Origin of the sequence: uncultured Nitrosomonas sp., from assembly GCF_902826915.1 — a bacterium.
In the GTDB taxonomy this organism is placed as follows: Bacteria; Pseudomonadota; Gammaproteobacteria; order Burkholderiales; family Nitrosomonadaceae; genus Nitrosomonas.
Genome location: NZ_CADEGP010000030.1, coordinates 1 through 23799 on the forward strand (window position 1 = coordinate 1; position 23799 = coordinate 23799).

Consider the following 23799-nt stretch of genomic DNA (forward strand, 5'->3'; position numbering starts at 1 on the left):
ATGACGAAAGTGATGACGAGGACGAAAATGATGATGAGGAATAATTCGCTTCTTGCTGCATTTTAGTTTATGGGATACCCAAGCTCTGGAGAGGACATGTTTCCAGAGTGTAAAGTTTCTAAAAATACCTCAAAGAGAAAGGGTTATATTCTGATAGTTTTATTAAAGATCATAAAAGCAGTTGTGTTTTGTAAAGTGATTTGCATTAACAAAATTGTTCTGAAGTAGATCAATACTAGTTACAGATTAACTCTGATTAATAGTTGAATTTTGTTCATCAGTTAACAAAACTCTCTTACTATAATGCTTCAACTTATAGAAGGGCTTCACTGTGGCAGAAGAGTCACAAAATAAATTGGTGTATGCTGGAAAACTCGGATATAGCTTTCGTCGGCACTTGCATGAAAGGTTTATAGAAACTTTTTTATTCTTGTCAGCAATTCTTTCGATTGCAATTATGCTTGCAATTATTGCAATGCTTTTGAAGGAATCGATAGTTTTTTTCCGTCAAGTATCTATCTGGGATTTTTTAACGGATACGCAGTGGACACCTCTGTTTGATGATGCTCACTACGGGATATTGCCGCTAATCTCTGGAACACTAGTTAGTTCTTTGATTGCGTTGCTGGTTGCACTCCCTATGGGTACCATAATTGCCATATATCTTTCCGAATTTGCGCCATTTACAGTGCGTGAAATTGCAAAACCTTTCCTTGAGTTATTAGGTGGCGTTCCAACCGTTGTCTACGGATATTTCGCATTATTATTTGTAACTCCTTTATTGCAAATAATTTTTCCTGAATTGCCGGGCTTCAATTTACTATCAGCTGGATTAGTAATGGGAATAATGATCATCCCATATGTAAGCTCAATGACTGAGGATGCTATGCGAGCGGTTCCAATGAATCTGCGGGAAGGCTCCTACGCCATGGGCGCTACGCGTTTTCAGACGGCTATTCGTGTAGTTATGCCAGCAGCGTTTTCTGGTATAGCTGCTGCATATATTTTGGGAATATCGCGCGCTGTTGGTGAAACAATGGTGGTGGCAATTGCAGCAGGAATGCAACCGAATTTAACATGGAATCCAATGGAGCCCGCAGCGACAATCACGGCTTATATTGTTCAAGTTAGTTTGGGAGACTTGCCGCACGGAAGTATCGGTTATCAGACTATATTTGCTGCTGGATTGACCTTGCTGTTAATAACACTTGTATTCAATATCATTGGACATTTATTGCGCAAACGTTATCGGGAAATTTATTGATGAATCAGAAGCAATCTAGGTGGTTAGTATTTTTTTGATATGAGCTATATGAATAGTTTCTTAAGATATTTGCTTGTGGAAGCATGCAATGAGAAGTGTAAAGAGCCTCGAAGAAATTAGAAGAATCATTATCCTTCATAAAAGATGGGATTTGATTTTTATGATAACCGGCATTGTTGCGTTAATGATCGCGATAATGACCTTTATGGCCTTATTTGCACATATGCTAATCGATGGTTTACCTCGCTTATCTTGGGAGTTTTTTACATCATTTCCATCACGACGCCCAGAGTCTGCCGGGATATTGTCTGCCTGGGTCGGCACTACTTTGGTCATGCTTGTAACGGCAGTGGCTGCGGTACCATTGGGGATAGGATCAGGTGTATATCTAGAAGAATATGCTCCCCGGAACTTGCTGACCGAAATCATTGAAATCAATGTCACCAATTTGGCGGGCGTTCCGTCGATAATATATGGTTTGCTTGCACTGGGATTGTTTGTGTATCAATTGGGTTTTGGGCAGAGTGTTTTGGCAGCAGGACTAGCTTTAGCATTATTGATTCTACCGGTTGTTATTGTGGCTACACGAGAGGCAATACGATCAATTCCCATTACAATACGAGAAGCGGCCTATGCATTAGGTGCAACCAAGTGGCAAACAGTCTCGGATCATTTGTTGCCATATTCGTCAGCAGGAATTTTAACAGGAATTATTATAGGTTTGGCTCGGGCGATTGGTGAAACAGCTCCGATTATCACTATTGGAGCATTGACGTTTATTGCTTTTTTACCCCCATCCCCAGTAAAAGATGAGTTTCCATTTATATCGTTTGAATGGCTTACCGCTCCTTTTACTGTAATGCCGATACAAATGTTTAACTGGGTGTCTCGACCTGAAGAAGCCTTTCAGTTGAATGCGGCTGCGGCGGGACTAGTCTTGGTCGTTATGACGCTTGCTATGAATGGCCTGGCAATTTATTTACGCTACAGAATGCGGAAAAATATTAAGTGGTAAAGAAATAATGCAGATAGATCATAAAGAAATTGCAGAGTCTGCTCAATATAAATCTGAAGTAAAAAAACTCAGTTTTCACTATGGCACATTTAATGCGCTCAAGAATATTGATATGGTGTTGCATGATAAAAAGATTACAGCGCTAATTGGACCATCTGGATGTGGCAAGTCGACATTCTTGAGGTGCTTTAATCGCATGCATGATTTGTATCCGGGTAATCGCTATGATGGCGAAATAATTTTGCATCCCGATGATGTAAATATTTTGGCGTCGAATGTTGACCCGATCGAAGTGCGGATGAGGATAAGTATGGTGTTTCAAAAACCCAATCCATTTCCTAAGTCAATTTATGAAAATGTAGCTTATGGGTTGCGTGTAAGAGGGATTAAACAACGAGCAATTCTGGATGAAAAAGTGGAAGTAGCTTTACGTAATTCGGCATTGTGGGATGAAGTTAAAGATCGTTTACATGAACTTGCTTTTAATCTTTCAGGAGGGCAACAACAGAGACTTTGCATTGCGCGTGCATTAGCAACGGATCCTGAGATTTTGCTATTTGACGAGCCAACTTCTGCCCTTGATCCGATAGCGACGGCTAGTATTGAAGAGTTGATTACCGACTTAAAGACTAAAGTGACTATACTTATAGTGACTCATAATATGCAGCAAGCAGCGAGAGTATCAGACTACACTGCTTATATGTATCTAGGTGAGTTAATTGAGTTTAATGTGACAGATACAATATTTATTAAGCCTAAAAATAAGCAAACAGAAGATTATATTACCGGGCGTTTCGGCTAATGGATGGCATTCTCTCAATAATTAATCTTGTCTTTCAATAGGCATAAATTAAAAGAAAGCTTATAGATAATTGTCTATATGAGTATATAGGTTATAACAACTGACTTGGCTATATCAGTGTGAAAGTGTGCGTAAAACGTGAAAATGTATTAATGAGGGGCGCTATTGATGCACAATTGACTTGATAAAGAATCAAGGGTAGCATCGCCCATTTTGGAGAGCTGGAGCTAGAAGTAAGATGCGTAAAAAGATGGTTGCTGGTAACTGGAAGATGCACGGTAATTTAGTAGAGAATAAACAGTTGCTTGATGCGGTAATTGCTGATCTAAATGGATTGGGTGAAGATCTTGTTGTGGTTTGTGTGCCTTACGTCTATCTGCCGTCTGTACAAAACCAATTACAGAATACGAAAATAGCATGGGGTGCTCAGAACGTGAGTCAACATGAAAAGGGCGCGTATACAGGAGAAATTTCAGCATCCATGTTGAGTGATTTTCAGTGTCAATATGTTATTGTTGGGCATTCAGAAAGAAGAATGCTGTTTAGCGAAGACAATCATGTGGTTGCAGAAAAATATGTCGCAACTCAGAATGCCGGAATGACTCCGATTTTATGTGTTGGAGAGACACTGGAGCAACGTGAGGCTAAGGTTACTGAACAAGTCATAGAGCAACAATTAATGTCGGTCATTAGTTTGGCAGGAGTTGAGTCGCTTAACAAAGCCGTTATTGCTTATGAACCAGTATGGGCTATTGGTACAGGTAAGACTGCAACCCCAGAACAAGCGCAAGATGTGCATGCATTTATAAGGGAAAAAATAGCTAAACAGAATTTGAGCGTGGCGAATCAGTTGACGATTCTCTACGGAGGTAGCGTTAAAGGCAATAATGCATCTGAGCTATTTTCTATGCCCGATATTGATGGTGGCTTAATAGGCGGTGCTTCGCTTATTGCAAATGATTTTATCGCAATTTGTCGTGCATTACGTCATTAAATTTTTTGGAGTATAACGTTGGAAATCTTGGTTTGGACCGCACATGTTTCGCTAGCGATTTTATTGATAGTTTTGGTATTATTACAGCATGGTAAAGGCGCAGATATGGGGGCTGCATTTGGCAGTGGTTCAGCAGGTAGTTTGTTTGGAGCAAGTGGATCGGCTACTTTCTTAAGTCGTGCTACGAGCTTTGTTGCAGCAATGTTTTTTATCACGAGTCTGAGTTTAACCTATTTCTCGATGAATCGAACTTCAGATGGAAGTGTAATGAGTATCATGGATGGTGTTGAAGAATCTGAGAATACTACAGTGATAGACGTAGATGAAACATCTGTTTCAGAGCGTGATTATAGTATGCCAGAGACTGAGAGCAGCTCGATAGTTAACAAAATACCTGAGTAACTTCTACGATGAAATTGGTGTGGAAGCTTAATGATGAGATAGAGCATAGTTTTGCCGCCGACGTGGTGGAATTGGTAGACACGCCGTCTTGAGGGGGCGGTGGCGAAAGCTGTGCGAGTTCGAGTCTCGCCGTCGGCACCATGTGTAGTATGTGTGGCTAGTGACTGATTATATTTAAATTCTGGCGTATAAATTTACAATGCTTGAAAACTATTTTCCGATATTATTATTTCTTATTGTTGGTTTTTTAGTAGGGGTTGTACCCATGCTTTGCGGTTGGTTGCTTGCGCCTAATAATCCTGATAGTGAAAAACTTTCGCCTTATGAGTGTGGATTTGAGGCTTTTGAAGATGCGCGAATGAAGTTTGATGTACGATACTATTTGGTAGCAATTTTATTTATTTTATTCGATCTAGAAATCGCATTCCTTTTTCCGTGGGCTATCGTGCTAGATGAAATTGGGTTATTTGGATTTCTTGCTATGATGGTTTTTCTAAGCATCTTGGTGGTGGGATTTATTTACGAATGGATGAAAGGTGCTTTAGAATGGGATTAGTGCTATGAGTATAGAAGGGACGTTTGAAAAAGGCTTTGTTACCACTAGCCTAGATTCAATTATTAATTGGGGACGAACTGGTTCAATGTGGCCGATGACCTTTGGACTCGCATGTTGTGCGGTCGAAATGATGGAAACAGGGGCCTCTCGTTATGATCTTGATCGTTTTGGGATAGTATTTCGTCCAAGTCCACGCCAGTCGGATGTCATGATTGTTGCCGGAACATTATGTAATAAAATGGCACCTGCTTTACGTAAGGTTTATGATCAAATGGCGGAGCCCCGATGGGTGATATCCATGGGATCATGTGCGAATGGCGGCGGTTATTATCATTATTCTTACTCGGTAGTTCGTGGATGTGATCGTATAGTGCCGGTTGATATATATGTACCTGGTTGTCCACCAACAGCAGAAGCTTTGTTGTATGGGATCATTCAGTTGCAGAATAAAATTAATCGTACTAACACAATCGCTCGCTAACTCATAGTATGTTAACTACACAAAATGAAGTCCTTGCTGCAGCATTACGGAGCTCTCTAGAGAATAAATTGATTGATCTGTGGGTGCAGCAAAATGAATTAACTATCGTAATAAACGCTGAAGATGTTTTGGATGCAAGCAAAATATTGCGGGATAACTCGGCACTTATGTTCGATACATTGATTGATTTGTGCGGGATAGATTATTTAACGTATGGTGATGACCTATCAATCAAGTGCGATTTGAGCAATAGGCGCTTCGCAGTAATTTATCATTTGCTATCAGTTGAGCGGAACCAAAGGTTGCGTATCCGAGTTTTTGCTGAAAATAATGAATTTCCTATGGTGCATTCAGTTACCGAAGTATGGCCCGCTGCTAACTGGTTTGAGCGGGAGGTATTTGATCTATATGGCATTGTTTTTGCCGATCACCCAGACTTGCGTCGTATATTGACTGATTATGGATTTATCGGAAGCCCCTTTCGTAAGGATTTTCCGATAACTGGTCATGTGGAGATGCGCTATGATGAACAGCAGAAGCGTGTGATTTATCAACCCGTTAGTATTGAGCCGCGAGAGATAACACCACTCGTGATACGTGAGGAACACTATGGGGATAGTGAGTCCTGATAATCTTGTCTTAAATTATGTTTTTAAAAGAGTTTTTAAGCAAAAAGTAACTTATGGCTGAAATACGTAATTACACTTTGAATTTTGGACCGCAACACCCGGCAGCTCACGGTGTGCTTCGGTTGGTTCTGGAATTAGACGGAGAAGTTGTGCGGCGTGCAGATCCGCATATTGGTTTGTTACATCGTGCGACTGAGAAATTGGCAGAAAATAAAACATATATCCAATCAGTTCCTTATATGGATCGATTAGACTATGTTTCCATGATGGTCAACGAGCACGCTTATGTGATGGCCATAGAGAAGTTGCTGCAAATTGAAGTGCCTATTAGAGCGCAATATATCCGTGTAATGTTTGATGAAATTACTCGTATTCTAAACCATTTGCTATGGATTGGTGCGCATGCGCTTGATGTTGGCGCTATGACGATGTTTTTGTATGCTTTTCGCGAAAGAGAAGATTTGATGGATTGTTATGAGGCAGTATCGGGTGCTCGCATGCATGCTGCTTATTATCGTCCTGGCGGAGTGTATCGCGATTTGCCGGATTCTATGCCTAAGTACCAGTCATCAAAAATACATAGCGAAAAACAGACTCAGGCGCGAAACGAGAATAGAGAAGGTTCTTTATTAGACTTTATTGAAGATTTTACGAATCGCTTTCCAATCTATGTTGATGAATATGAAACTTTGTTGACGGATAATAGGATTTGGAAGCAGCGCTTGGTTGATATTGGTGTTGTCTCTCCTGAGCGTGCTAAAGCTTTGGGATTTACTGGTCCAATGTTGCGCGGGTCTGGTGTGGAATGGGATTTAAGGAAAAAACAACCCTATGAGGTTTACGATCGTCTTGATTTCGACATACCTATTGGTGTAAATGGCGATTGTTATGATCGATATTTGATACGTATGGAAGAGTTTCGTCAATCAAATCGAATTATTAAGCAATGTGTCGATTGGTTGCGTAAGAATCCAGGGTCAGTTATTACTGATAATCATAAAGTTGCACCGCCATCTCGAGTTGAGATGAAGCAGAATATGGAAGAAATGATTCATCATTTTAAGTTGTTTACAGAGGGTTTTCATGTGCCTCCAGGCGAGACTTATGCTGCGGTTGAGCATCCTAAGGGTGAGTTTGGTATTTATCTGGTATCTAATGGCGCCAATAAGCCATATCGACTGAAAATACGCGCACCTGGTTTTGCGCATTTGGCTGCTTTGGATGAAATGTCCAGAGGACACATGATTTCCGATGTAGTCGCAATTATTGGTACGCAAGATATAGTATTTGGTGAGATAGATAGATAACAATGTTAAGCGCTGAATCTCTTAAAAAAATAGATCGTGAGATCGCTAAATATCCAGTCGACCGGAGACAATCTGCTGTCATGTCAGCGCTCGCAATCGCGCAAGAAGAAAAAGGCTGGTTAGCCAATGAGACAATGAATTTTGTCGCTGAATATTTGAGTATGCCGCCAATCGCGGTTTATGAGGTAGCCACTTTTTATAATATGTACAACCTGGAGCCAGCAGGTAAGTACAAAATAACAATATGCACAAATTTACCTTGTGCTTTATCGGGTAGCACTGATAGCGCAAAATATTTAAAACAAAAATTAGGCATCGGATTTAATCAAACAACTCCAGATGGAAAATTTACTCTAAAAGAAGGTGAGTGTTTTGGGGCTTGTGGAGATGCGCCGGTATTACTGGTGAATAATAAACGCATGTGTAGCTTTATGTCTGAAGAAACGATCGATAAATTGTTGGAGGAACTGGGCGAATGAATCAGTATCCGCAGACTTTAATGAATGGAGTCGATTCATCTGACTCTGAGAATTGGCGTCTTAGAAGTTATGAAAGACGTGAAGGATATGCAGCCCTAAGAAAAATATTAACAAAAAAAATAACCCCTGAAGAAGTCATAGAGGAAGTTAAGAAATCTGCACTTCGTGGGCGCGGTGGAGCAGGATTTCCTACAGGACTGAAATGGAGCTTCATGCCTAAAGGCTATGAAGGTGACAAGTATATCGTCTGTAATTCAGACGAAGGAGAACCGGGAACTTTTAAAGATCGTGATATTTTACGATATAACCCGCACATTCTGATTGAAGGTATGATAATAGCAGCGTACGCGATGGGCGTAAAAGCGGGTTATAACTATATCCATGGAGAGATATGGGAAACATACGAGCGAATGGAAGAGGCTGTGGAAGAAGCACGAGCGGCGGGTTATCTCGGAAATAATATTCTGGGTTCATCATTTAGTTTTCAACTATATAATCACCATGGATACGGTGCTTATATCTGTGGAGAAGAGACTGCATTGCTCGAATCCATAGAAGGCAAGAAAGGCCAGCCGCGTTTTAAGCCGCCTTTTCCTGCTAATTATGGTCTTTATGGGAAACCAACTACCATAAATAATACAGAAACATTTGCTTCAGTTCCTTGGATAATTCGTAACAGTGGAGAGAAATATCTACAACTTGGCAAGCCAAATAACGGTGGTACAAAAATATTTTCAGTATCAGGCCATATTAATAAACCAGGAAATTATGAAGTACCACTTGGCACGCCTTTTGCGAAATTATTGGAGTTGGCCGGCGGCATGCGAGGAGGGCGAAAATTGAAAGGATGCATTCCTGGCGGATCATCAATGCCGGTATTGCCTGGTGATATCATGATGCGAACAGATATGGACTATGATTCAATCGCCAAAGCTGGATCGATGCTTGGTTCAGGTGCTGTTATCATTATGGATGAAACGACTTGTATGGTAAGAGCACTGGAACGCCTGTCTTACTTTTACTATGAAGAATCCTGCGGACAATGTACACCTTGTCGAGAGGGCACTGGTTGGCTTTATCGCATTGTCAATCGAATTGAGCATGGCAAAGGACGACCAGAAGATCTTGACCTTCTGGATAATATCGCTGACAACATACAGGGGCGGACAATTTGCGCCTTGGGTGATGCTGCAGCCATGCCTGTGCGTGCAATGATTCAACATTTTCGTGACGAGTTTGTTCACCATATAGAGCATAAGAAATGCATGGTTTAATTATTAATTATTTAATGATTAAGAACATGTGAATTTAATTATTCGTAATTAACCTAAGAATTGTAACTGATGGTCAATATAGAAATCGACGGTAAGCAAGTATCTGTATCCAAGGGGAACACCATCATGGATGGTGCGAAGCAACTTGGTATATACATTCCACATTTCTGCTATCACAAAAAATTATCCATTGCAGCTAATTGTCGTATGTGTTTGGTGCAAGTAGAAAAAGCGCCAAAACCCTTACCTGCTTGTGCAACGCCGGTAATGGATGGGATGAAGGTATATACGCATTCTCAGCAAGCTGTGACCGCACAAAAGGGGGTGATGGAATTTTTGCTGATTAATCATCCACTTGATTGCCCTATTTGTGATCAAGGTGGTGAGTGTCAGTTACAAGATCTTGCTGTAGGATACGGTTCGAGCGGCTCAAGATATTCCGAAGCGAAGCGAGTGGTTGTTAACAAGAATCTGGGACCGCTGATATCAACAGACATGACGCGCTGCATACACTGTACGCGCTGTGTTCGGTTTGGTCAGGAAATTGCCGGGATTATGGAGCTTGGTATGGCCGGGCGTGGTGAGCATGCAGAAATACTTGCATTTGTCGGTAAAACAGTGGACTCTGAATTGTCGGGTAATGTAATTGATCTCTGTCCAGTTGGTGCATTGGTCAGTAAGCCATTCCGATATTCGGCTCGTACATGGGAATTGTCTCGCAGGAAATCAATTAGTCCGCACTGTGGCTTAGGATCGAATCTTGTCGTGCAAGTTAAACAAAATCGCGTGATGCGTGTGCTTCCTCGAGACAATGAGGAAATTAATGAGTGCTGGTTGTCTGATAAAGATCGATTCTCTTATGAAGGATTGAATTCTGAAGATAGATTGATACGCCCCATGATCAAGCGTAATGGTGAATGGTTTGAGTGTGATTGGAAGGAAGCTCTGGAATTTACAGCTAATGCTCTCCAAGCGATAAAGAATCAATACGGTGCCAATAAAATTGCAGCATTAGGGTCTGCGTATAGCACCACGGAAGAGCTTTATTTGTTGCAAAAATTGTTGCGAGGTTTTGGCAGTAGCAACATTGATCATCGCCTACGTCAATCCGACTTTAGTGCAGACAAGAAAATGCAGGGTATTCCATGGTTGGGTACCAGCATCGCAGACATTTCGCAACTAAAGTCAGCTTTAATTATCGGTAGTACGCTACGTAAAGATCATCCGCTTATAGCGCAACGTTTACGGCAGTCTGTAAAGAATGGCATGAAATTGAGTATTGTAAACCCGGTAGATGATGACCTGCTAGTTAATATTGCAAACAAAACAATTGTTGCGCCGAGCTTAATGGTCAAAGCTTTGGCTGAGATTCTAAAAGTTGCTACTGAGATAAAGGGAATAGAACCAACGGAAGAGTTGCAACGAACTATTAATTCGTTAGGTGTTTCGAGTACGACCAGCGCTTTCGCTATTGCGACTAGCTTGATTGAAAGTGTGCCGGCTGCAATTTATTTGGGTAATATCGCACAACACCACCCTGATTATGCTAAGTTAAATTGGCTTGCTGGGTTGATTGCTAAAATAACGGGTGCAAGTTATGGTGTACTGGGTGAAGCTGCCAATAGCGTAGGCGCTTATCTTGCCGGCGCAATACCGGTAGCAGCAGAATTTTCAGTTGCGGAAAAGTTCGATCATGTCGAATACGGATTGAACGCTGCGCAAATATTGGGATTTGAAAATGACTCAGCAGATGAAAAATGCAGCGCATTTATATTAATGAATGTAGAACCCGAATATGATTCTTATAATTCGCAACAAGCAATAGAAACAATTAAAGCGGGTGAATTCGTAGTGTCATTGGGCGCTTACCAAGGAAATGCTAAAGATTATGCGGATGTATTGCTGCCAATTACGCCATTTACTGAAACATCAGGTACTTATGTTAATACAGAAGGTAGGATGCAGAGTTTTAATGGAGTAGTTTCTCCATTAGGCGAAGCTAGGCCTACGTGGAAAGTATTACGTGTCCTGGCTAATTTGCTAGCGCTGGAAAAATTCGAATATGAAACAGTAGAGCAAATACGTGCAGAGATTTTTCCTGAGGGATTTGAGATTAGTCGATATCTGAATAATAGTTTAGAGAATTTTGACGCTGCTATTTCGATACTTGAGAAAGAGGGTATGGAGCGTATTGGCGAAGTGCCAATTTATCAAGCAGACCCGATTGTTCGTAGAGCCGAATCTTTACAGGCTACGCACGATGCCGAGCCGCCCAAGGCTTGGATGGCGGCTGAGGTACTGGAAAATTTAGGTGTTATTTCGGGTGATAAAGTAAAAGTTAAGCAAGGAGAAGGGCTTGTGCAACTTGAAGCTGCATTAGATGAAAAATTGCCTCCTAATTGTGTTCGCATCGCGTGCGCACATCCTCAAACAGTAGCGCTAGGTGCTCTGTTTGGTGAAGTAAGAATAGAGAAATTGTGATGGCAATGGTTGGAGTTTATTAATGGAGAGCATTCAACAACAGTTTGTGGAAATATTGGGTGCAGAATGGGGATCCATGATGTTTTCATTAGCTACGAACATGACATTTATCTTTGCCATTGTTGTTCCATTGTTATTAGGCGTGGCTTATCTTACTTTTGCCGAGCGTAAGATAATTGCGTATATGCAAATTCGAGTAGGGCCGAATAGGGTAACTTTTTTTGGCATACCATGGTTACGTGGTTGGGGGCAGCCGATTGCTGATGCTGTAAAAGCAATCATGAAGGAAATTATAATTCCAACAGGCGCTAATAAATTTCTTTTTATTCTGGCGCCAGTACTCACTATTATGCCGGCATTGGCTGCTTGGGCTGTGATTCCTTTCTCACCTGAGCTCGTGCTTGCGGATATCAATGCTGGATTACTTTATATTTTGGCAATGACATCCATGGGTATATACGGCATCATTATCGCGGGTTGGGCATCGAATTCTAAATATGCTTTCATAGGCGCCATGCGTTCAGCTGCACAAGTGGTCTCATATGAACTGGCAATGGGGTTTGCCTTAGTGTGTGTTCTGATGATGTCACAAAGTTTGAATCTGGGTGATATTGTGAATGGCCAGCAGGGTAACAATCTGTTAAATTGGTATTTGATTCCACTGTTTCCGATGTTTCTAGTTTATTTGATTTCAGGTGTTGCTGAAACAAATCGTGCACCATTTGACGTCGCTGAAGGCGAATCAGAAATTGTTGCGGGTTTCCATGTTGATTATTCAGGTATGGCTTTTACGGTATTTTTTCTAGCCGAATATTCCAATATGATATTGGTGGCAACTTTAACATCTATTATGTTTTTGGGCGGATGGTTGCCGCCAATTGATATTGCACCATTTACGCTGATACCTGGTTTTATCTGGCTACTATTAAAGATTGCATTTATATTGTTCTTTTTTCTTTGGTTTCGTGCGACCTTTCCGCGATATCGCTATGATCAGATTATGAGACTAGGTTGGAAAATATTTATTCCTATAACACTTGTATGGATTGTCCTATTAGGTGCAATAATGCAATTGCCAGAATCAATACGAAATGTATTTCCATTAAATATCTGGTTTTAAAATTGAGAGAATACAATGGAACGTATCAAAAAATTTTTTAGTACCTTTTTATTATTTGAATTGCTAAAAGGTATGGCAGTTACTGGAAAATATTTTTTTAAGCCAAAGATAACTGTACATTTTCCAGAGGAAAAAACTCCGCAATCGCCGCGTTTTCGCGGCTTGCATGCATTGCGTCGTTATCCAAACGGAGAAGAGCGCTGTATTGCTTGTAAATTATGTGAAGCCGTTTGTCCGGCAATGGCAATAACCATAGAGTCAGAACAGCGTGCAGATGGCACGCGACGGACTACACGCTATGATATCGACTTGAGCAAATGCATTTTTTGTGGCTTTTGTGAGGAGTCTTGTCCAGTTGATTCAATTGTTGAAACACGCATATTGGAATATCACTGTGAGAAGAGAGAGGATTTTATCTATACCAAAGAAATGCTATTAGCAGTGGGAGATCGATACGAAGAGCAGATCGCCAAGGATCGAGAAGCCGATGCACCCTATCGTTGAATCTTGCTGGTAAATACTAATGATTTTTCAAGATATTTTATTTTATTTCTTTTCAGCAATACTGATTGCATCAGCACTCGGTGTAATTACGGTGCGTAATCCAGTAAATTCGGCTTTACTGCTAGTGTTGTCATTTGTTACGTGCGCTGGTTTGTGGTTGCTATTAGAAGCAGAATTTCTTGCGATTACGCTTGTATTAGTTTATGTCGGCGCTGTCATGGTCTTGTTCTTATTTGTAGTGATGATGTTGGACATCAATCTGGATCGATTACGAGAAGGATTCTGGAAATGGTTTCCATTTGGCGCGATGATTGCTCTGGTTATGGTGATGGAAATATCAATGGTGCTAATGGGTAAATACTTTGGGCATGAAGAAATTCCGATACCGGAACCCAAAGGCGCTGATTACAGTAATACCAAAGAATTGGGGCGGTTGATTTATACCGAGTATGTGTATGCGTTTGAATTGGCGGCTGTGCTTTTACTGGTTGCGATGATTGCGGCAATAGCGTTAACGCTGCGCCATCGCGAAGATAAGAAATCTACGGATCCATCTAAACAAGTCAAAGTAAGAAAAGAAGATAGAATTCGTATAGTGAACATGCCGACAGAAAAAAAAGAATGAGTGCTTGCGTGTACTTATTTTTGTTTGGTGACTATTAAAATATAAAAAGAGGCGGCTCTTGATTTCATTATCTCATTACCTTGTACTCGGCGCGATATTGTTTGCAATAGGACTGGTCGGTATTTTTCTGAATCGAAAAAATGTCATTATCATACTAATGTCAATCGAATTGATGTTACTGGCGGTCAATATGAATTTTGTTGCTTTTTCGCACTACTTGCAAGATATCTCAGGACAAATTTTTGTGTTCTTTATTTTGACAGTTGCAGCTGCTGAATCGGCTATTGGCTTAGCAATAATCGTGGTGCTATTTCGCAATATGCATACAATCAATGTTGATGATTTAGACAAGCTTAAAGGTTAGTTAAAGAACATCATAAGTATTTATAATTAATAAGAATTATTAATCAAGATGCAGAAACTTTATTTATTGGTTCCGTTGGCTCCGCTAGTTGGATCACTTATCGCGGGATTATTGGGGCGCTTTATTGGGCCTATCTGGAGTCATCGTGTCACAATAGTATTGGTATTCATTTCGTTGATAGCATCCATTGTTATTTTTTTGGATGTATTAGAAGGTAATAGTTATAACGGTAGCGTTTATACATGGCTAATAACAGGTGATACGCGATTCGAGATCGGTTTTCTAATTGACCAGCTATCAGCAACCATGATGGTTGTTGTTAGCTTAGTTTCACTTATGGTGCATATCTATACCATCGGCTATATGCATGGCGATCCAGGTTATCAGCGTTTTTTCAGCTACATCTCATTGTTTACCTTCTCGATGATGATGTTGGTGATGTCAAATAACTTCTTGCAATTATTTTTTGGCTGGGAGGCTGTTGGACTTGTCTCATACTTGTTAATCGGGTTTTGGTATACACGCTCTACCGCTATTTATGCCAATATGAAAGCATTTTTAGTAAATCGTGTTGGAGATTTTGGTTTTCTCCTGGGCATTGGTATGATATTGGCTTATTTTGGCACGCTTGATTATGTATCTGTTTTTGCACAAGCTCCAGGTATCGTCGATGAAAAGATTGAATTGGTATCTGGTTTATCCTGGCTTGTGATCACAGTGATTTGTATATTGTTGTTTATCGGCGCAATGGGCAAGTCAGCGCAATTTCCTTTACATGTATGGTTGCCCGATTCCATGGAAGGACCAACGCCTATATCGGCACTGATTCATGCTGCTACAATGGTAACCGCAGGCATATTCATGGTGGCGCGTATGTCGCCACTTTTTGAGTTATCAGAAACAGCTTTATCAGTTATTTTGGTGATTGGTGGAATTACCACATTGTTCATGGCACTTGTTGCCATGGTTCAAAATGATATTAAACGAGTTGTTGCTTATTCCACGCTATCTCAACTAGGTTACATGACAGTAGCCCTAGGCGCATCAGCCTATTCTGCGGCAATTTTCCACTTGATGACACATGCATTTTTTAAGGCCGTTTTATTCTTGGGTGCTGGCTCTGTCATTATTGCCATGCACCATGAGCAAAATATGCAAAAAATGGGTGGACTTAAAAGTTATATGCCAATTACTTATTGGACAATGTTTATTGCTGCATTAGCCAGTGCGGGTGTTCCCGGTTTTTCTGGTTTTTTCTCTAAAGATGCAATTATTGAGGCAGTCCATTTCGCTAATATTCCAGGTGTTGGTTTTGCTTATTTCTGTGTTTTGACTACGGTATTTGTAACAGCCTTTTATACTTTTCGGCTAATCTTCATGACGTTTCATGGGCAACCTCGGATGGATCATCATACCAAGGAACATTTACATGAGTCACCATGGGTTGTGACTGTACCACTGGTGATATTAGCTATCCCAACCGTAGCGGCCGGATGGTTTATCGGTCCAATGGTTTTTGGTGATTATTTCAGTGGCGCGATTCATGTACTGCCTCACCATGATGCGATTGAGAAATTAGGTGCAGAATTTTCCGGGATTGGTGGGATGATGATGCATGCCTTGTATACTGCGCCATTTTGGCTTTCGGTGACAGGTATTTTCGTCGCTTGGTATTTATATTGTGTAAGAACAGATATTCCTGGAAAAATAAAAGCAAGCTTTGGTTCAATGTATAACCTGCTTGATCGCAAATATTACATTGATGAATTATATTCATGGTTATTTGCTGGCGGAACACGTGCTTTAGGTACGATACTTTGGAAATATGGCGATATCAAAATTATTGATGGATTCTTTGTCAATGGTACAGCACGAGTAGTTGCACTAACTTCTGCAATCGTCCGTCGTTATCAAACAGGTTATATTTACCATTACGCGTTTACAATGATTGTTGGCATATTTTTGATATTGACACTATGGCTTTACTAGACTGCATGTAAAAAAATAGAGAATATGCTGTTGTTTGTAGATATCAATAAATAAAATACTGAAAAGTAATAAGCACTACTAACAAATAAAACGGAATAAGCATGTCGTTTGAATTCCCACTATTAAGTTTAATCATTTGGCTTCCCATTGTGTTTGGTGTGGCTGTTTTTGCAACTGGAGATGATCGCAATGCACAGCTTGCGCGCTGGATTGCTTTAATTGGTTCGATTTTAGGGTTTTTAGTAGCAATTCCGCTGTATACCAATTTCGATTCTGCAACAGGAGCCATGCAGTTTTTGGAAAATCATATATGGTTTGAACGTTTTAATGTTAATTATCATATCGGCGTAGATGGAATTTCTATGCCATTAATCTTGTTGAATTGTTTTATTACTCCATTGGTAGTGGTGGCAGGATGGGAGGTCATAAAAGAACGAGTATCCCAATATATGGGAGCATTCTTGGTTATGTCCGGAATCGTTAATGGTGTTTTCTCTTCGTTGGATGCGATTTTATTTTATGTGTTCTGGGAAGCATCGTTAATACCGATGTTTTTAATCATAGGTATTTGGGGTGGCCCCAATCGGGTTTATGCAGCAATCAAATTTTTTCTTTATACGCTGCTTGGTTCCTTATTGATGTTAATTGCTTTTATTTATTTGTACCACGCATCCGAAGGAAGTTTCTCAATAGAAGACTATCACAAGTTAGCAATCCCTATGACACCACAGATTTTAATATTTATCGCATTTCTTCTGGCATTCGCGGTTAAAGTTCCTATGTGGCCAGTGCATACCTGGCTACCTGATGCACACGTTGAAGCGCCAACGGGAGGTTCAGTCGTGCTGGCAGCAATTCTGCTTAAACTGGGTGGTTATGGCTTCTTGCGTTTTTCATTGCCAATCGCCCCGGATGCAAGTCATTACTTAGCAGAAATGATGATTGTATTGTCGTTGATTGCTGTTGTTTACATAGGGTTGATTGCACTAATGCAAGCCGATATGAAGAAACTGATCGCCTATTCATCGGTAGCTCATATGGGGTTTGTAACATTAGGCTTTTTCTTGTTGAACGCTTATGGTATAGAAGGTGCAATGGTACAAATGATTTCGCATGGTTTCATTTCTGGAGCCATGTTTCTTTGTGTCGGTGTGCTATACGATCGATTGCATTCCCGTCAGATTGCTGATTATGGCGGTGTGGTAAATAAAATGCCCGTTTTTGCTGCTTTTTTCATGCTATTTGCGATGGCGAATGCCGGTTTGCCAGGGACAAGTGGTTTCGTAGGTGAGTTCATGGTGATCATGGGTGCAATTAAAGTGAATTTTTGGTATGCATTTCTTGCGGCAACTACATTGATATTTGGCGCTGCTTATACTTTGTGGATGTATAAGCGCGTTATTTTTGGTGCGGTGGCAAGTCCTGCAGTTGAGAGTTTGCAGGACATATCCAAACGAGAGTTCGGTTTGTTGGCAATTTTGGCAATTTCTGTTTTGTGGATTGGTATTTACCCTTTCCCATTAACTGAAGTGATGCATGCAACAGTTGATCAACTTCTAACTCATGTTAGTAATAGTAAGTTGTAATACAGAAATCTAGAACGGTGATCGTTCCTGCTATAAGGATAATGAGTTAATGAATTTTATTCCACCTGATCTTGCGCCAGCGTCGTCCGAGATTTTTATGCTTATCATGGTGTGCGTGGTAATGCTTGCAGATCTTGCAGCTGGCGAGAGTAGACGCCATGTTGCTTATTTGTTGACGCAAATTACGCTATTAGGTTGTGCAATACTTACCTTTGTATCCTTTTCCACTGAATCGACACTAACTTTTCATGGTATGTTTGTCGATGATTCCATGGCCGATATTCTGAAATTGATGGTTTATGGCACGGTATCTGCTGTTCTCGTATATTCGCATTCCTATATAAGCGATCGTGGGATGTTGAAAGGAGAATTTTTTAGTTTGATACTATTTGCAACTCTAGGCATGATGGTCATGATTTCAGCCAGCCATTTCATGACGCTATATATTGGCTTAGAATTGCTTTCATTGTCACTTTATGCATTAGTAGCACTAAGACGCGATTCCTTGATGGCAACAGAAGCGGCCATGAAGTTTTTTGTGTTGGGCGCTTTGGCATCAGGTTTTTTGCTATATGGTATGTCAATGGTTTACGGAGCGACAGGAACGCTCCATGTATCTCAGGTTGCACAAATTATTCAAAGTGGAGCCAGTAGTAAAGAAGTGCTCGTTGTTGGTTTGGTTTTTATTGTGGCGGGTATTGCTTTTAAGCTCAGTGCAGCACCCTTTCATATGTGGGCGCCGGATGTTTATCAAGGCGCGCCGACTGCTGTAACACTATTTATCGGTTCCGCACCAAAATTGGCGGCATTTGGTTTCGTAATGCGATTATTAGTTGAAGGAATGGGCGAAATGGTTACTGACTGGCAGGGAATGTTAGTAATTCTGGCGGTTTTATCTATGGCAGTGGGTAATATTGCTGCAATAGCACAAACGAACATTAAGAGAATGCTAGCCTACTCAACTATTTCACATATGGGATTCTTATTGTTGGGGTTTATTAGCGCAGATACAAATGGTTATAGTTCGGCTTTGTTTTATGTCATCGCTTATGTATTGATGACTCTCGGAATTTTCGCCATGATTATGTTGTTGTGTCGGAGTGGATTTGAAGCTGAAAATATCGAAGACTTTAAGGGGCTAAACAAAAGAAATTCCTGGTATGCATTCATTACACTGTTATTGATGCTTTCACTAACAGGTATTCCACCAATGATCGGGTTCTATGCAAAATTTGCTGTATTGCAAGCGGTTGTCAATGCTGGCTACGTTTGGCTGGCTGTAGTGGCGGTACTGTTTTCATTGATTGGTGCTTTTTATTATCTACGTATTATCAAATTGATGTATTTTGATGATCCAGAAACTGCTGAACCTATTGTTTCTAATAGTGATGTTAGAATTTTATTGAGCGCAAATGGTTTTGCAGTTTTGGCATTAGGCATATTCCCTCAGGCACTTATGGGATTAAGTCTTTATGCAATCCAAAATTCTATGTAGTTAGCAATGCAGGGTGTTCTATCAAGAACTCCCTGCTGTGACTTGACCGAATTCCGCCAAAGATCCAAGTAAATTTCTTATCTTGTCGAGTAGTTTGTTACTTGAGGTATTTTAACGATACTTCTTTGATTGCTTTTATTGGCGCTTTCTGTAATAGAATTTATTTAGATAACATCATGAATATATAATCAACTGATTGATCAATCAACTTGAATTCTTCAGCTTGAATCCTATATTTATACAAAACATTTAAGGAGATAATCATGCAAGCTGCAACAACCAAAGAACAATTAAATTTTCAGGCAGAAGCAAAGCAACTACTAAAGTTAATGATTCATTCCTTATACAGTAATAAGGAAATATTTTTGCGTGAGCTGATTTCAAATGCTTCTGATGCAGCAGACAAATTACGTTTTGAAGGTCTCACTGATGCTGCGCTTTATGAATCCGATTCGGATCTCAGAATTTGTGTTAGTTATGATGTTAATGAACGGACAATTTCCATTTCCGACAACGGTATTGGTATGTCTCGCCAGGAAGTTATTGATCATATAGGGACTATTGCAAAATCAGGCACGCGTGAATTTTTTAATTCATTAACTGGTGATCAAGTTAAGGATGCACATTTGATCGGTCAATTTGGTGTAGGGTTTTATTCAGCTTTTATTATTGCTGACAAAGTGACATTGATTACCAGACGTGCCGGATTGACTGCTGAACATGGTGTGAGGTGGGAGTCTAGCGGTGAAGGTGATTATACATTGGAAACCGTTGAAAAGCCCGAGCGAGGAACCGAAATAATACTGCACTTGCGTAAGGAAGAAGATGAGTTTCTTAACGGGGCGCGGATCCGTAATATTATCCGAAAATACTCGGATCACATTACCCTGCCTATTGTGATGAAAAAAGAAGAGTGGTCGCAAGAAGAGAATAAAAACAGAATTACTGACGAAGATGAAACCATTAATCAAGCGAATGCTTTATGGACTCGCTCTAAGAACGAAATTACTGCAGAACAATATGATGAATTTTATAAACATGTCGCGCATGATTTCGAGCCCCCGCTTGCATATGTGCATGCACGGGTAGAAGGTAAGCAAGATTATACACAATTGCTTTATATTCCAGCACGAGCACCATTTGACTTATTTGATCGCGAGCGCCGCCATGGGATTAAATTGTACGTGCAACGGGTTTTCATTATGGATGATGTAGAGAAGTTGTTGCCTAACTATTTGCGTTTTGTAAGAGGCGTAATCGATTCAAATAATTTACCACTCAATGTGTCTCGAGAAATCTTGCAAGAATCTAAGGATATTGACTCGATTAGGGCAGGGGTGGTTAAAAAAATTCTAGGACTAATCGAAGACTTATCAAAGCACGAAGATGACGAAGGTAAAGAAAAGTACAAAACTTTCTATCGAGAATTTGGGCAAGTTCTAAAGGAAGGTGTGGGCGAGGATTTTGCTAATCGTGAACGAATTGCCAAATTGTTGCACTTTGTCACGACAAATAGTGACTCCGATGAACCAACGGTTTCTTTGGAAACTTATTTGCAGCGTATGAAAGAAGGTCAAGAGAAAATTTATTATGTGACTGCAGATAGTCTTAAGGCTGCTAAGAATAGTCCTCATCTTGAAGTTTTTCGCAAGAAAGGCATAGAAGTACTCTTGCTAGCAGATCGTGTTGATGAGTGGCTTGTAAGTAACTTGACAGAATTTGAGGGAAAACCCCTCCAATCAGTAGCAAAGGGCGGATTAGACCTAGGGAATTTAGAAGATGAGGCAGAGAAAGAAGAGCGAGAAAAAGAAACCAATGCTTTCCAAGAATTGACTGAAAAAATGAAAGTAACGTTAAATGATCAAGTAAAAGATGTGCGGATTACGTTTCGCCTGACTGAATCTCCTGCTTGTCTGGTAGCAGATACTTACGATATGAGTGGTAATTTGGAGAGATTACTGAAGTCAGCGGGACAGAAAATACAACATACCAAGCCCATACTAGAAATCAATCCACATCATCCAATGGTGCAGCGACTAAATAATGAAGTGGAAAACTTTGAGGACTGGAGCCACATATTGTTTGATCAGGCTTTATTGGCTGAAGGTGGGCAGCTCGAAGATCCAGCTGCGTTTGTCAAAAGGCTCAATGAATTGTTACTGTTAAAATCTTAAGTATTGGAAATATTGTTTGATTTATAAATTTCATTTATAAATCATTTGGATATTGTAAGATTGAGGCTGCAATATGCAACTTCTAGTTATATCGAATGTCCATTTTTCGTGCAGGCAACACATGTTGTCATAAATTCAGTAAGTAATAATCAAGCGACAATGGTGAGATCGAAAAATAATCGGGCAATTGATTCAATCAAAACTTACCAGGCGAAGTTACTTGCGCCATTTGCTGTTTTAGGTATTAGAACAGAAGAAGACTGGCTTACTGATATTGATTATTTGCCAGCTGATACACCAACTTTGGCACCAAAAACTGCGTTGGCAAAAGAAGTGTGTGGGCAATTACTCGCTTACCTGAGCGAACCAAATTTTACGTTTGATTTATGCTTACATATTAGTGGTACGACGCATCAGCAGCGTGTTTGGCATGCTATCCAAGCTATTCCATGTGGAGAAACCAATAGCTATGCAGAAATAGCAATGCGGCTGCATTCAGCACCAAGAGCGGTGGGTCGAGCCTGTGGCGCCAATCGGATTCCGATTGTCATACCTTGTCACCGGGTTATTTCCAAAAATGGTGGACTAGGAGGTTTTATGAACACGAGCGAAGGAAATCCTTTAGAGATTAAGCGTTGGCTGTTGCGGCATGAGAGTGCCTGAATTAAATGCCGAACTGCTGGATGAGTTTTCTGATGCTTTATGGCTCGAAGACGGGCTGTCGCGCAATACGCTGGATAGTTATCGTAATGATTTGCAACTTTTCAGTGCATGGTTGAAACAACATAATCCAAGTAATAGTATGTTAACTGAGGTGACAAATTCTGATTTGTTGGAATTTCTTGCATCTAGAGTTTCAGCTAAGATGAAAGCCAGCACTACGAGTCGGGAGTTATCGAGTTTAAAGCGTTTTTATCGTTTTTTACTGCGTCAAGGAAAAATTTCAACCGATCCTAGCCTTAATATAGAAACCCCTAAACTGCAGCGCCACCTACCAGAAAGTCTCTCAGAAAAAGAAGTTGAGCAGTTGCTATGTGCACCTGATCTTATGCAACCATTAGGTTTGCGTGACCGGGCCATGCTTGAAGTTTTATATGCCAGTGGATTAAGAGTGTCAGAACTGATCAATCTTAAGTATTCGCAAGTCGGCATGGATATGGGGGTATTGCGAGTCATGGGTAAGGGCAGAAAGGAGCGACTTGCGCCGCTGGGAGAAGAATCACTTGAATGGTTGGATCGTTACACCAAAGATGCGAGGCCTTTGCTGTTAAATGGTATCGTTACGGATACTATATTTGTGACAACACGTGGTGCCGCTATGACACGCCAAGCTTTCTGGTATCTTATCAAACGGTATGCTCAATTTGTGGGTATTGCCAAGCAGCTATCGCCACACACGTTACGTCATGCATTTGCCACTCATTTATTAAATCACGGTGCCGATTTGCGTGTTGTGCAGCTGCTATTGGGGCATGCGGATATATCAACGACACAAATTTACACGCATATTGCACGCGAACGCCTGAAACAGCTTCACGCCAAGCATCATCCACGCGGATAATTTGAAGTCCTTGATTATCTCCTGATCAGTAGAGGGTAAAGCGCCAAGATCCCAAGACCAGCAAACGCAGCAAATGACCAATCTGGAATTGTCAACGATAAAAATGTCCAATCAACATTAGCGCAATCACCATTAGCTTCAAACATTCCAGGCCACCAATCGGCAATGGGTAAGGAGTTCAGAAAGGCTTCTTCAGGACTGATGCCACATTCAAACGATTCCGGATATCGAATTAACCAGGCATGCCGTGCTGCAATGACCGTTCCCGTGAGCGCTAATATAACCATTAATAAACCATAAAGGCGAAGTCCAAGAGGTTTGGGGTTATGAAGAAGCGCGATAAATGCTGTTAATCCTAATAACCAATACGTCAGACGCTGTGCAACACAAAGCGGACAAGGTAATAGCCCTTCTATGTGCTGAAGATATTGTGCGTATCCCAAAAAACTGACGCAAGCTAGTAAGATGAATAGAAATAATAATCTCATTTTATTATTACCTGAATCTAATTAATGGCATAGTTAATCCATAGATCATTTGTGGGAATCATATAATTTGCTATGATGTACATAAGAGAAAGAATACTAGTTTGAAGCAGATTTCCAGGGTGATAATCGGTTAAGTTAGAGGCAAATTCAGCTGATTGGATATTTGTAGTGATAGTAGAATTTTTTTCATACATTAGTTTAAGGAGGCT

23 protein-coding genes and 1 tRNA gene are annotated in these 23799 nt (G+C 40.5%); 23 read left to right on the top strand and 1 reads right to left on the bottom strand.

What is annotated here, in order from left to right; translation table 11 throughout:
- Positions 1-331: 331 nt before the first annotated feature.
- The 23 genes from pstC to xerD all read left to right on the top strand — a co-directional run bounded on the left by pstC (position 332) and on the right by xerD (position 23102).
- A complete protein-coding gene (gene pstC / locus QZV86_RS06935; protein ID WP_295625398.1) occupies positions 332-1264 on the top strand; it encodes a phosphate ABC transporter permease subunit PstC in 933 nt (310 codons plus the stop codon).
- Positions 1265-1352: 88 nt separating this feature from the next.
- Positions 1353-2279, top strand: a complete 927-nt coding sequence (pstA, locus tag QZV86_RS06940) for a phosphate ABC transporter permease PstA (RefSeq protein ID WP_292920397.1) — start codon at positions 1353-1355, stop codon at positions 2277-2279.
- A 7-nt stretch (positions 2280-2286) separates the two neighbouring features.
- Complete coding sequence (gene pstB, locus QZV86_RS06945; protein WP_295625478.1) at positions 2287-3081, top strand: phosphate ABC transporter ATP-binding protein PstB; 795 nt, start codon at positions 2287-2289, stop codon at positions 3079-3081.
- Positions 3082-3319: 238 nt separating this feature from the next.
- Positions 3320-4075, top strand: a complete 756-nt coding sequence (gene tpiA / locus QZV86_RS06950) for a triose-phosphate isomerase (protein ID WP_295625402.1) — start codon at positions 3320-3322, stop codon at positions 4073-4075.
- Between the two features lie 18 nt (positions 4076-4093).
- Entirely contained in the window at positions 4094-4477 is a 384-nt protein-coding gene (gene secG / locus QZV86_RS06955; protein ID WP_295625405.1) for a preprotein translocase subunit SecG, read from the top strand.
- 56 nt (positions 4478-4533) lie between these two features.
- A tRNA-Leu gene (locus tag QZV86_RS06960) sits at positions 4534-4618 on the top strand.
- Positions 4619-4676: 58 nt separating this feature from the next.
- A complete protein-coding gene (locus tag QZV86_RS06965) occupies positions 4677-5033 on the top strand; it encodes an NADH-quinone oxidoreductase subunit A (protein ID WP_295625408.1) in 357 nt (118 codons plus the stop codon).
- A 4-nt stretch (positions 5034-5037) separates the two neighbouring features.
- Positions 5038-5514, top strand: a complete 477-nt coding sequence (locus QZV86_RS06970) for an NADH-quinone oxidoreductase subunit B family protein (protein WP_295625411.1) — start codon at positions 5038-5040, stop codon at positions 5512-5514.
- A gap of 8 nt (positions 5515-5522) precedes the next feature.
- The gene (locus tag QZV86_RS06975; RefSeq protein WP_295625414.1) at positions 5523-6143 is read left to right on the top strand and encodes an NADH-quinone oxidoreductase subunit C; all 621 of its coding nucleotides are present in this window, start codon (positions 5523-5525) and stop codon (positions 6141-6143) included.
- A gap of 53 nt (positions 6144-6196) precedes the next feature.
- On the top strand, positions 6197-7450 hold the full coding sequence (locus tag QZV86_RS06980) for an NADH-quinone oxidoreductase subunit D (protein ID WP_295625416.1): 1254 nt from the start codon (positions 6197-6199) through the stop codon (positions 7448-7450).
- A gap of 2 nt (positions 7451-7452) precedes the next feature.
- Positions 7453-7929 carry an NADH-quinone oxidoreductase subunit NuoE gene (gene nuoE, locus QZV86_RS06985; protein WP_295625419.1) on the top strand — a complete coding sequence of 159 codons (477 nt, stop codon included), beginning with the start codon at positions 7453-7455 and terminating at the stop codon, positions 7927-7929.
- The gene (gene nuoF / locus QZV86_RS06990) at positions 7926-9203 is read left to right on the top strand and encodes an NADH-quinone oxidoreductase subunit NuoF (RefSeq protein ID WP_295625422.1); all 1278 of its coding nucleotides are present in this window, start codon (positions 7926-7928) and stop codon (positions 9201-9203) included. The genes nuoE and nuoF overlap by 4 nt, the downstream gene beginning before the upstream one ends.
- A 69-nt stretch (positions 9204-9272) precedes the next feature.
- A complete protein-coding gene (gene nuoG / locus QZV86_RS06995) occupies positions 9273-11684 on the top strand; it encodes an NADH-quinone oxidoreductase subunit NuoG (protein WP_295625425.1) in 2412 nt (803 codons plus the stop codon).
- A gap of 22 nt (positions 11685-11706) precedes the next feature.
- Complete coding sequence (gene nuoH / locus QZV86_RS07000; RefSeq protein WP_295625429.1) at positions 11707-12804, top strand: NADH-quinone oxidoreductase subunit NuoH; 1098 nt, start codon at positions 11707-11709, stop codon at positions 12802-12804.
- Positions 12805-12819: 15 nt separating this feature from the next.
- Positions 12820-13308, top strand: coding sequence for an NADH-quinone oxidoreductase subunit NuoI (gene nuoI / locus QZV86_RS07005; protein WP_295625432.1), 489 nt, complete (start codon positions 12820-12822; stop codon positions 13306-13308).
- Between the two features lie 19 nt (positions 13309-13327).
- Positions 13328-13933 carry an NADH-quinone oxidoreductase subunit J gene (locus QZV86_RS07010; RefSeq protein WP_295625435.1) on the top strand — a complete coding sequence of 202 codons (606 nt, stop codon included), beginning with the start codon at positions 13328-13330 and terminating at the stop codon, positions 13931-13933.
- Between the two features lie 58 nt (positions 13934-13991).
- Positions 13992-14297, top strand: a complete 306-nt coding sequence (gene nuoK / locus QZV86_RS07015) for an NADH-quinone oxidoreductase subunit NuoK (protein WP_292920385.1) — start codon at positions 13992-13994, stop codon at positions 14295-14297.
- A 48-nt stretch (positions 14298-14345) separates the two neighbouring features.
- Complete coding sequence (nuoL, locus tag QZV86_RS07020) at positions 14346-16286, top strand: NADH-quinone oxidoreductase subunit L (RefSeq protein WP_295625439.1); 1941 nt, start codon at positions 14346-14348, stop codon at positions 16284-16286.
- Between the two features lie 101 nt (positions 16287-16387).
- Positions 16388-17872 carry an NADH-quinone oxidoreductase subunit M gene (locus QZV86_RS07025; RefSeq protein ID WP_295625442.1) on the top strand — a complete coding sequence of 495 codons (1485 nt, stop codon included), beginning with the start codon at positions 16388-16390 and terminating at the stop codon, positions 17870-17872.
- A 49-nt stretch (positions 17873-17921) separates the two neighbouring features.
- On the top strand, positions 17922-19367 hold the full coding sequence (gene nuoN, locus QZV86_RS07030) for an NADH-quinone oxidoreductase subunit NuoN (protein ID WP_295625445.1): 1446 nt from the start codon (positions 17922-17924) through the stop codon (positions 19365-19367).
- A gap of 263 nt (positions 19368-19630) precedes the next feature.
- Positions 19631-21541, top strand: a complete 1911-nt coding sequence (gene htpG, locus QZV86_RS07035; RefSeq protein ID WP_295625448.1) for a molecular chaperone HtpG — start codon at positions 19631-19633, stop codon at positions 21539-21541.
- A gap of 159 nt (positions 21542-21700) precedes the next feature.
- The gene (locus tag QZV86_RS07040) at positions 21701-22204 is read left to right on the top strand and encodes a methylated-DNA--[protein]-cysteine S-methyltransferase (RefSeq protein ID WP_295625451.1); all 504 of its coding nucleotides are present in this window, start codon (positions 21701-21703) and stop codon (positions 22202-22204) included.
- Positions 22191-23102 carry a site-specific tyrosine recombinase XerD gene (gene xerD, locus QZV86_RS07045; protein ID WP_295625454.1) on the top strand — a complete coding sequence of 304 codons (912 nt, stop codon included), beginning with the start codon at positions 22191-22193 and terminating at the stop codon, positions 23100-23102. Before QZV86_RS07040 ends, xerD begins: the two co-directional genes overlap by 14 nt.
- A 14-nt stretch (positions 23103-23116) precedes the next feature.
- On the opposite strand, the gene QZV86_RS07050 is transcribed toward xerD, so the two are convergent.
- Positions 23117-23590 carry a disulfide bond formation protein B gene (locus QZV86_RS07050; protein ID WP_295625457.1) on the bottom strand — a complete coding sequence of 158 codons (474 nt, stop codon included), beginning with the start codon at positions 23588-23590 and terminating at the stop codon, positions 23117-23119.
- Between the last annotated feature and the right edge of the window lie 209 nt (positions 23591-23799).

Bases quoted from the DNA above. Each gene is read 5' to 3' on its own strand.
- QZV86_RS07040 (WP_295625451.1), top strand. From the start codon at position 21,701: ATGGTGAGATCGAAAAATAATCGGGCAATTGATTCAATCAAAACTTAC.
- nuoL (WP_295625439.1), top strand. From the start codon at position 14,346: ATGCAGAAACTTTATTTATTGGTTCCGTTGGCTCCGCTAGTTGGATCA.
- QZV86_RS06965 (WP_295625408.1), top strand. From the start codon at position 4,677: ATGCTTGAAAACTATTTTCCGATATTATTATTTCTTATTGTTGGTTTT.
- QZV86_RS07010 (WP_295625435.1), top strand. From the start codon at position 13,328: ATGATTTTTCAAGATATTTTATTTTATTTCTTTTCAGCAATACTGATT.
- pstA (WP_292920397.1), top strand. From the start codon at position 1,353: ATGAGAAGTGTAAAGAGCCTCGAAGAAATTAGAAGAATCATTATCCTT.
- QZV86_RS07050 (WP_295625457.1), bottom strand. From the start codon at position 23,590: ATGAGATTATTATTTCTATTCATCTTACTAGCTTGCGTCAGTTTTTTG.
- QZV86_RS06975 (WP_295625414.1), top strand. From the start codon at position 5,523: ATGTTAACTACACAAAATGAAGTCCTTGCTGCAGCATTACGGAGCTCT.
- QZV86_RS06980 (WP_295625416.1), top strand. From the start codon at position 6,197: ATGGCTGAAATACGTAATTACACTTTGAATTTTGGACCGCAACACCCG.
- pstB (WP_295625478.1), top strand. From the start codon at position 2,287: ATGCAGATAGATCATAAAGAAATTGCAGAGTCTGCTCAATATAAATCT.
- xerD (WP_295625454.1), top strand. From the start codon at position 22,191: ATGAGAGTGCCTGAATTAAATGCCGAACTGCTGGATGAGTTTTCTGAT.
- nuoH (WP_295625429.1), top strand. From the start codon at position 11,707: ATGGAGAGCATTCAACAACAGTTTGTGGAAATATTGGGTGCAGAATGG.
- nuoI (WP_295625432.1), top strand. From the start codon at position 12,820: ATGGAACGTATCAAAAAATTTTTTAGTACCTTTTTATTATTTGAATTG.
- nuoG (WP_295625425.1), top strand. From the start codon at position 9,273: ATGGTCAATATAGAAATCGACGGTAAGCAAGTATCTGTATCCAAGGGG.
- QZV86_RS06970 (WP_295625411.1), top strand. From the start codon at position 5,038: ATGAGTATAGAAGGGACGTTTGAAAAAGGCTTTGTTACCACTAGCCTA.
- nuoN (WP_295625445.1), top strand. From the start codon at position 17,922: ATGAATTTTATTCCACCTGATCTTGCGCCAGCGTCGTCCGAGATTTTT.
- nuoF (WP_295625422.1), top strand. From the start codon at position 7,926: ATGAATCAGTATCCGCAGACTTTAATGAATGGAGTCGATTCATCTGAC.
- htpG (WP_295625448.1), top strand. From the start codon at position 19,631: ATGCAAGCTGCAACAACCAAAGAACAATTAAATTTTCAGGCAGAAGCA.
- QZV86_RS07025 (WP_295625442.1), top strand. From the start codon at position 16,388: ATGTCGTTTGAATTCCCACTATTAAGTTTAATCATTTGGCTTCCCATT.
- tpiA (WP_295625402.1), top strand. From the start codon at position 3,320: ATGCGTAAAAAGATGGTTGCTGGTAACTGGAAGATGCACGGTAATTTA.
- nuoE (WP_295625419.1), top strand. From the start codon at position 7,453: ATGTTAAGCGCTGAATCTCTTAAAAAAATAGATCGTGAGATCGCTAAA.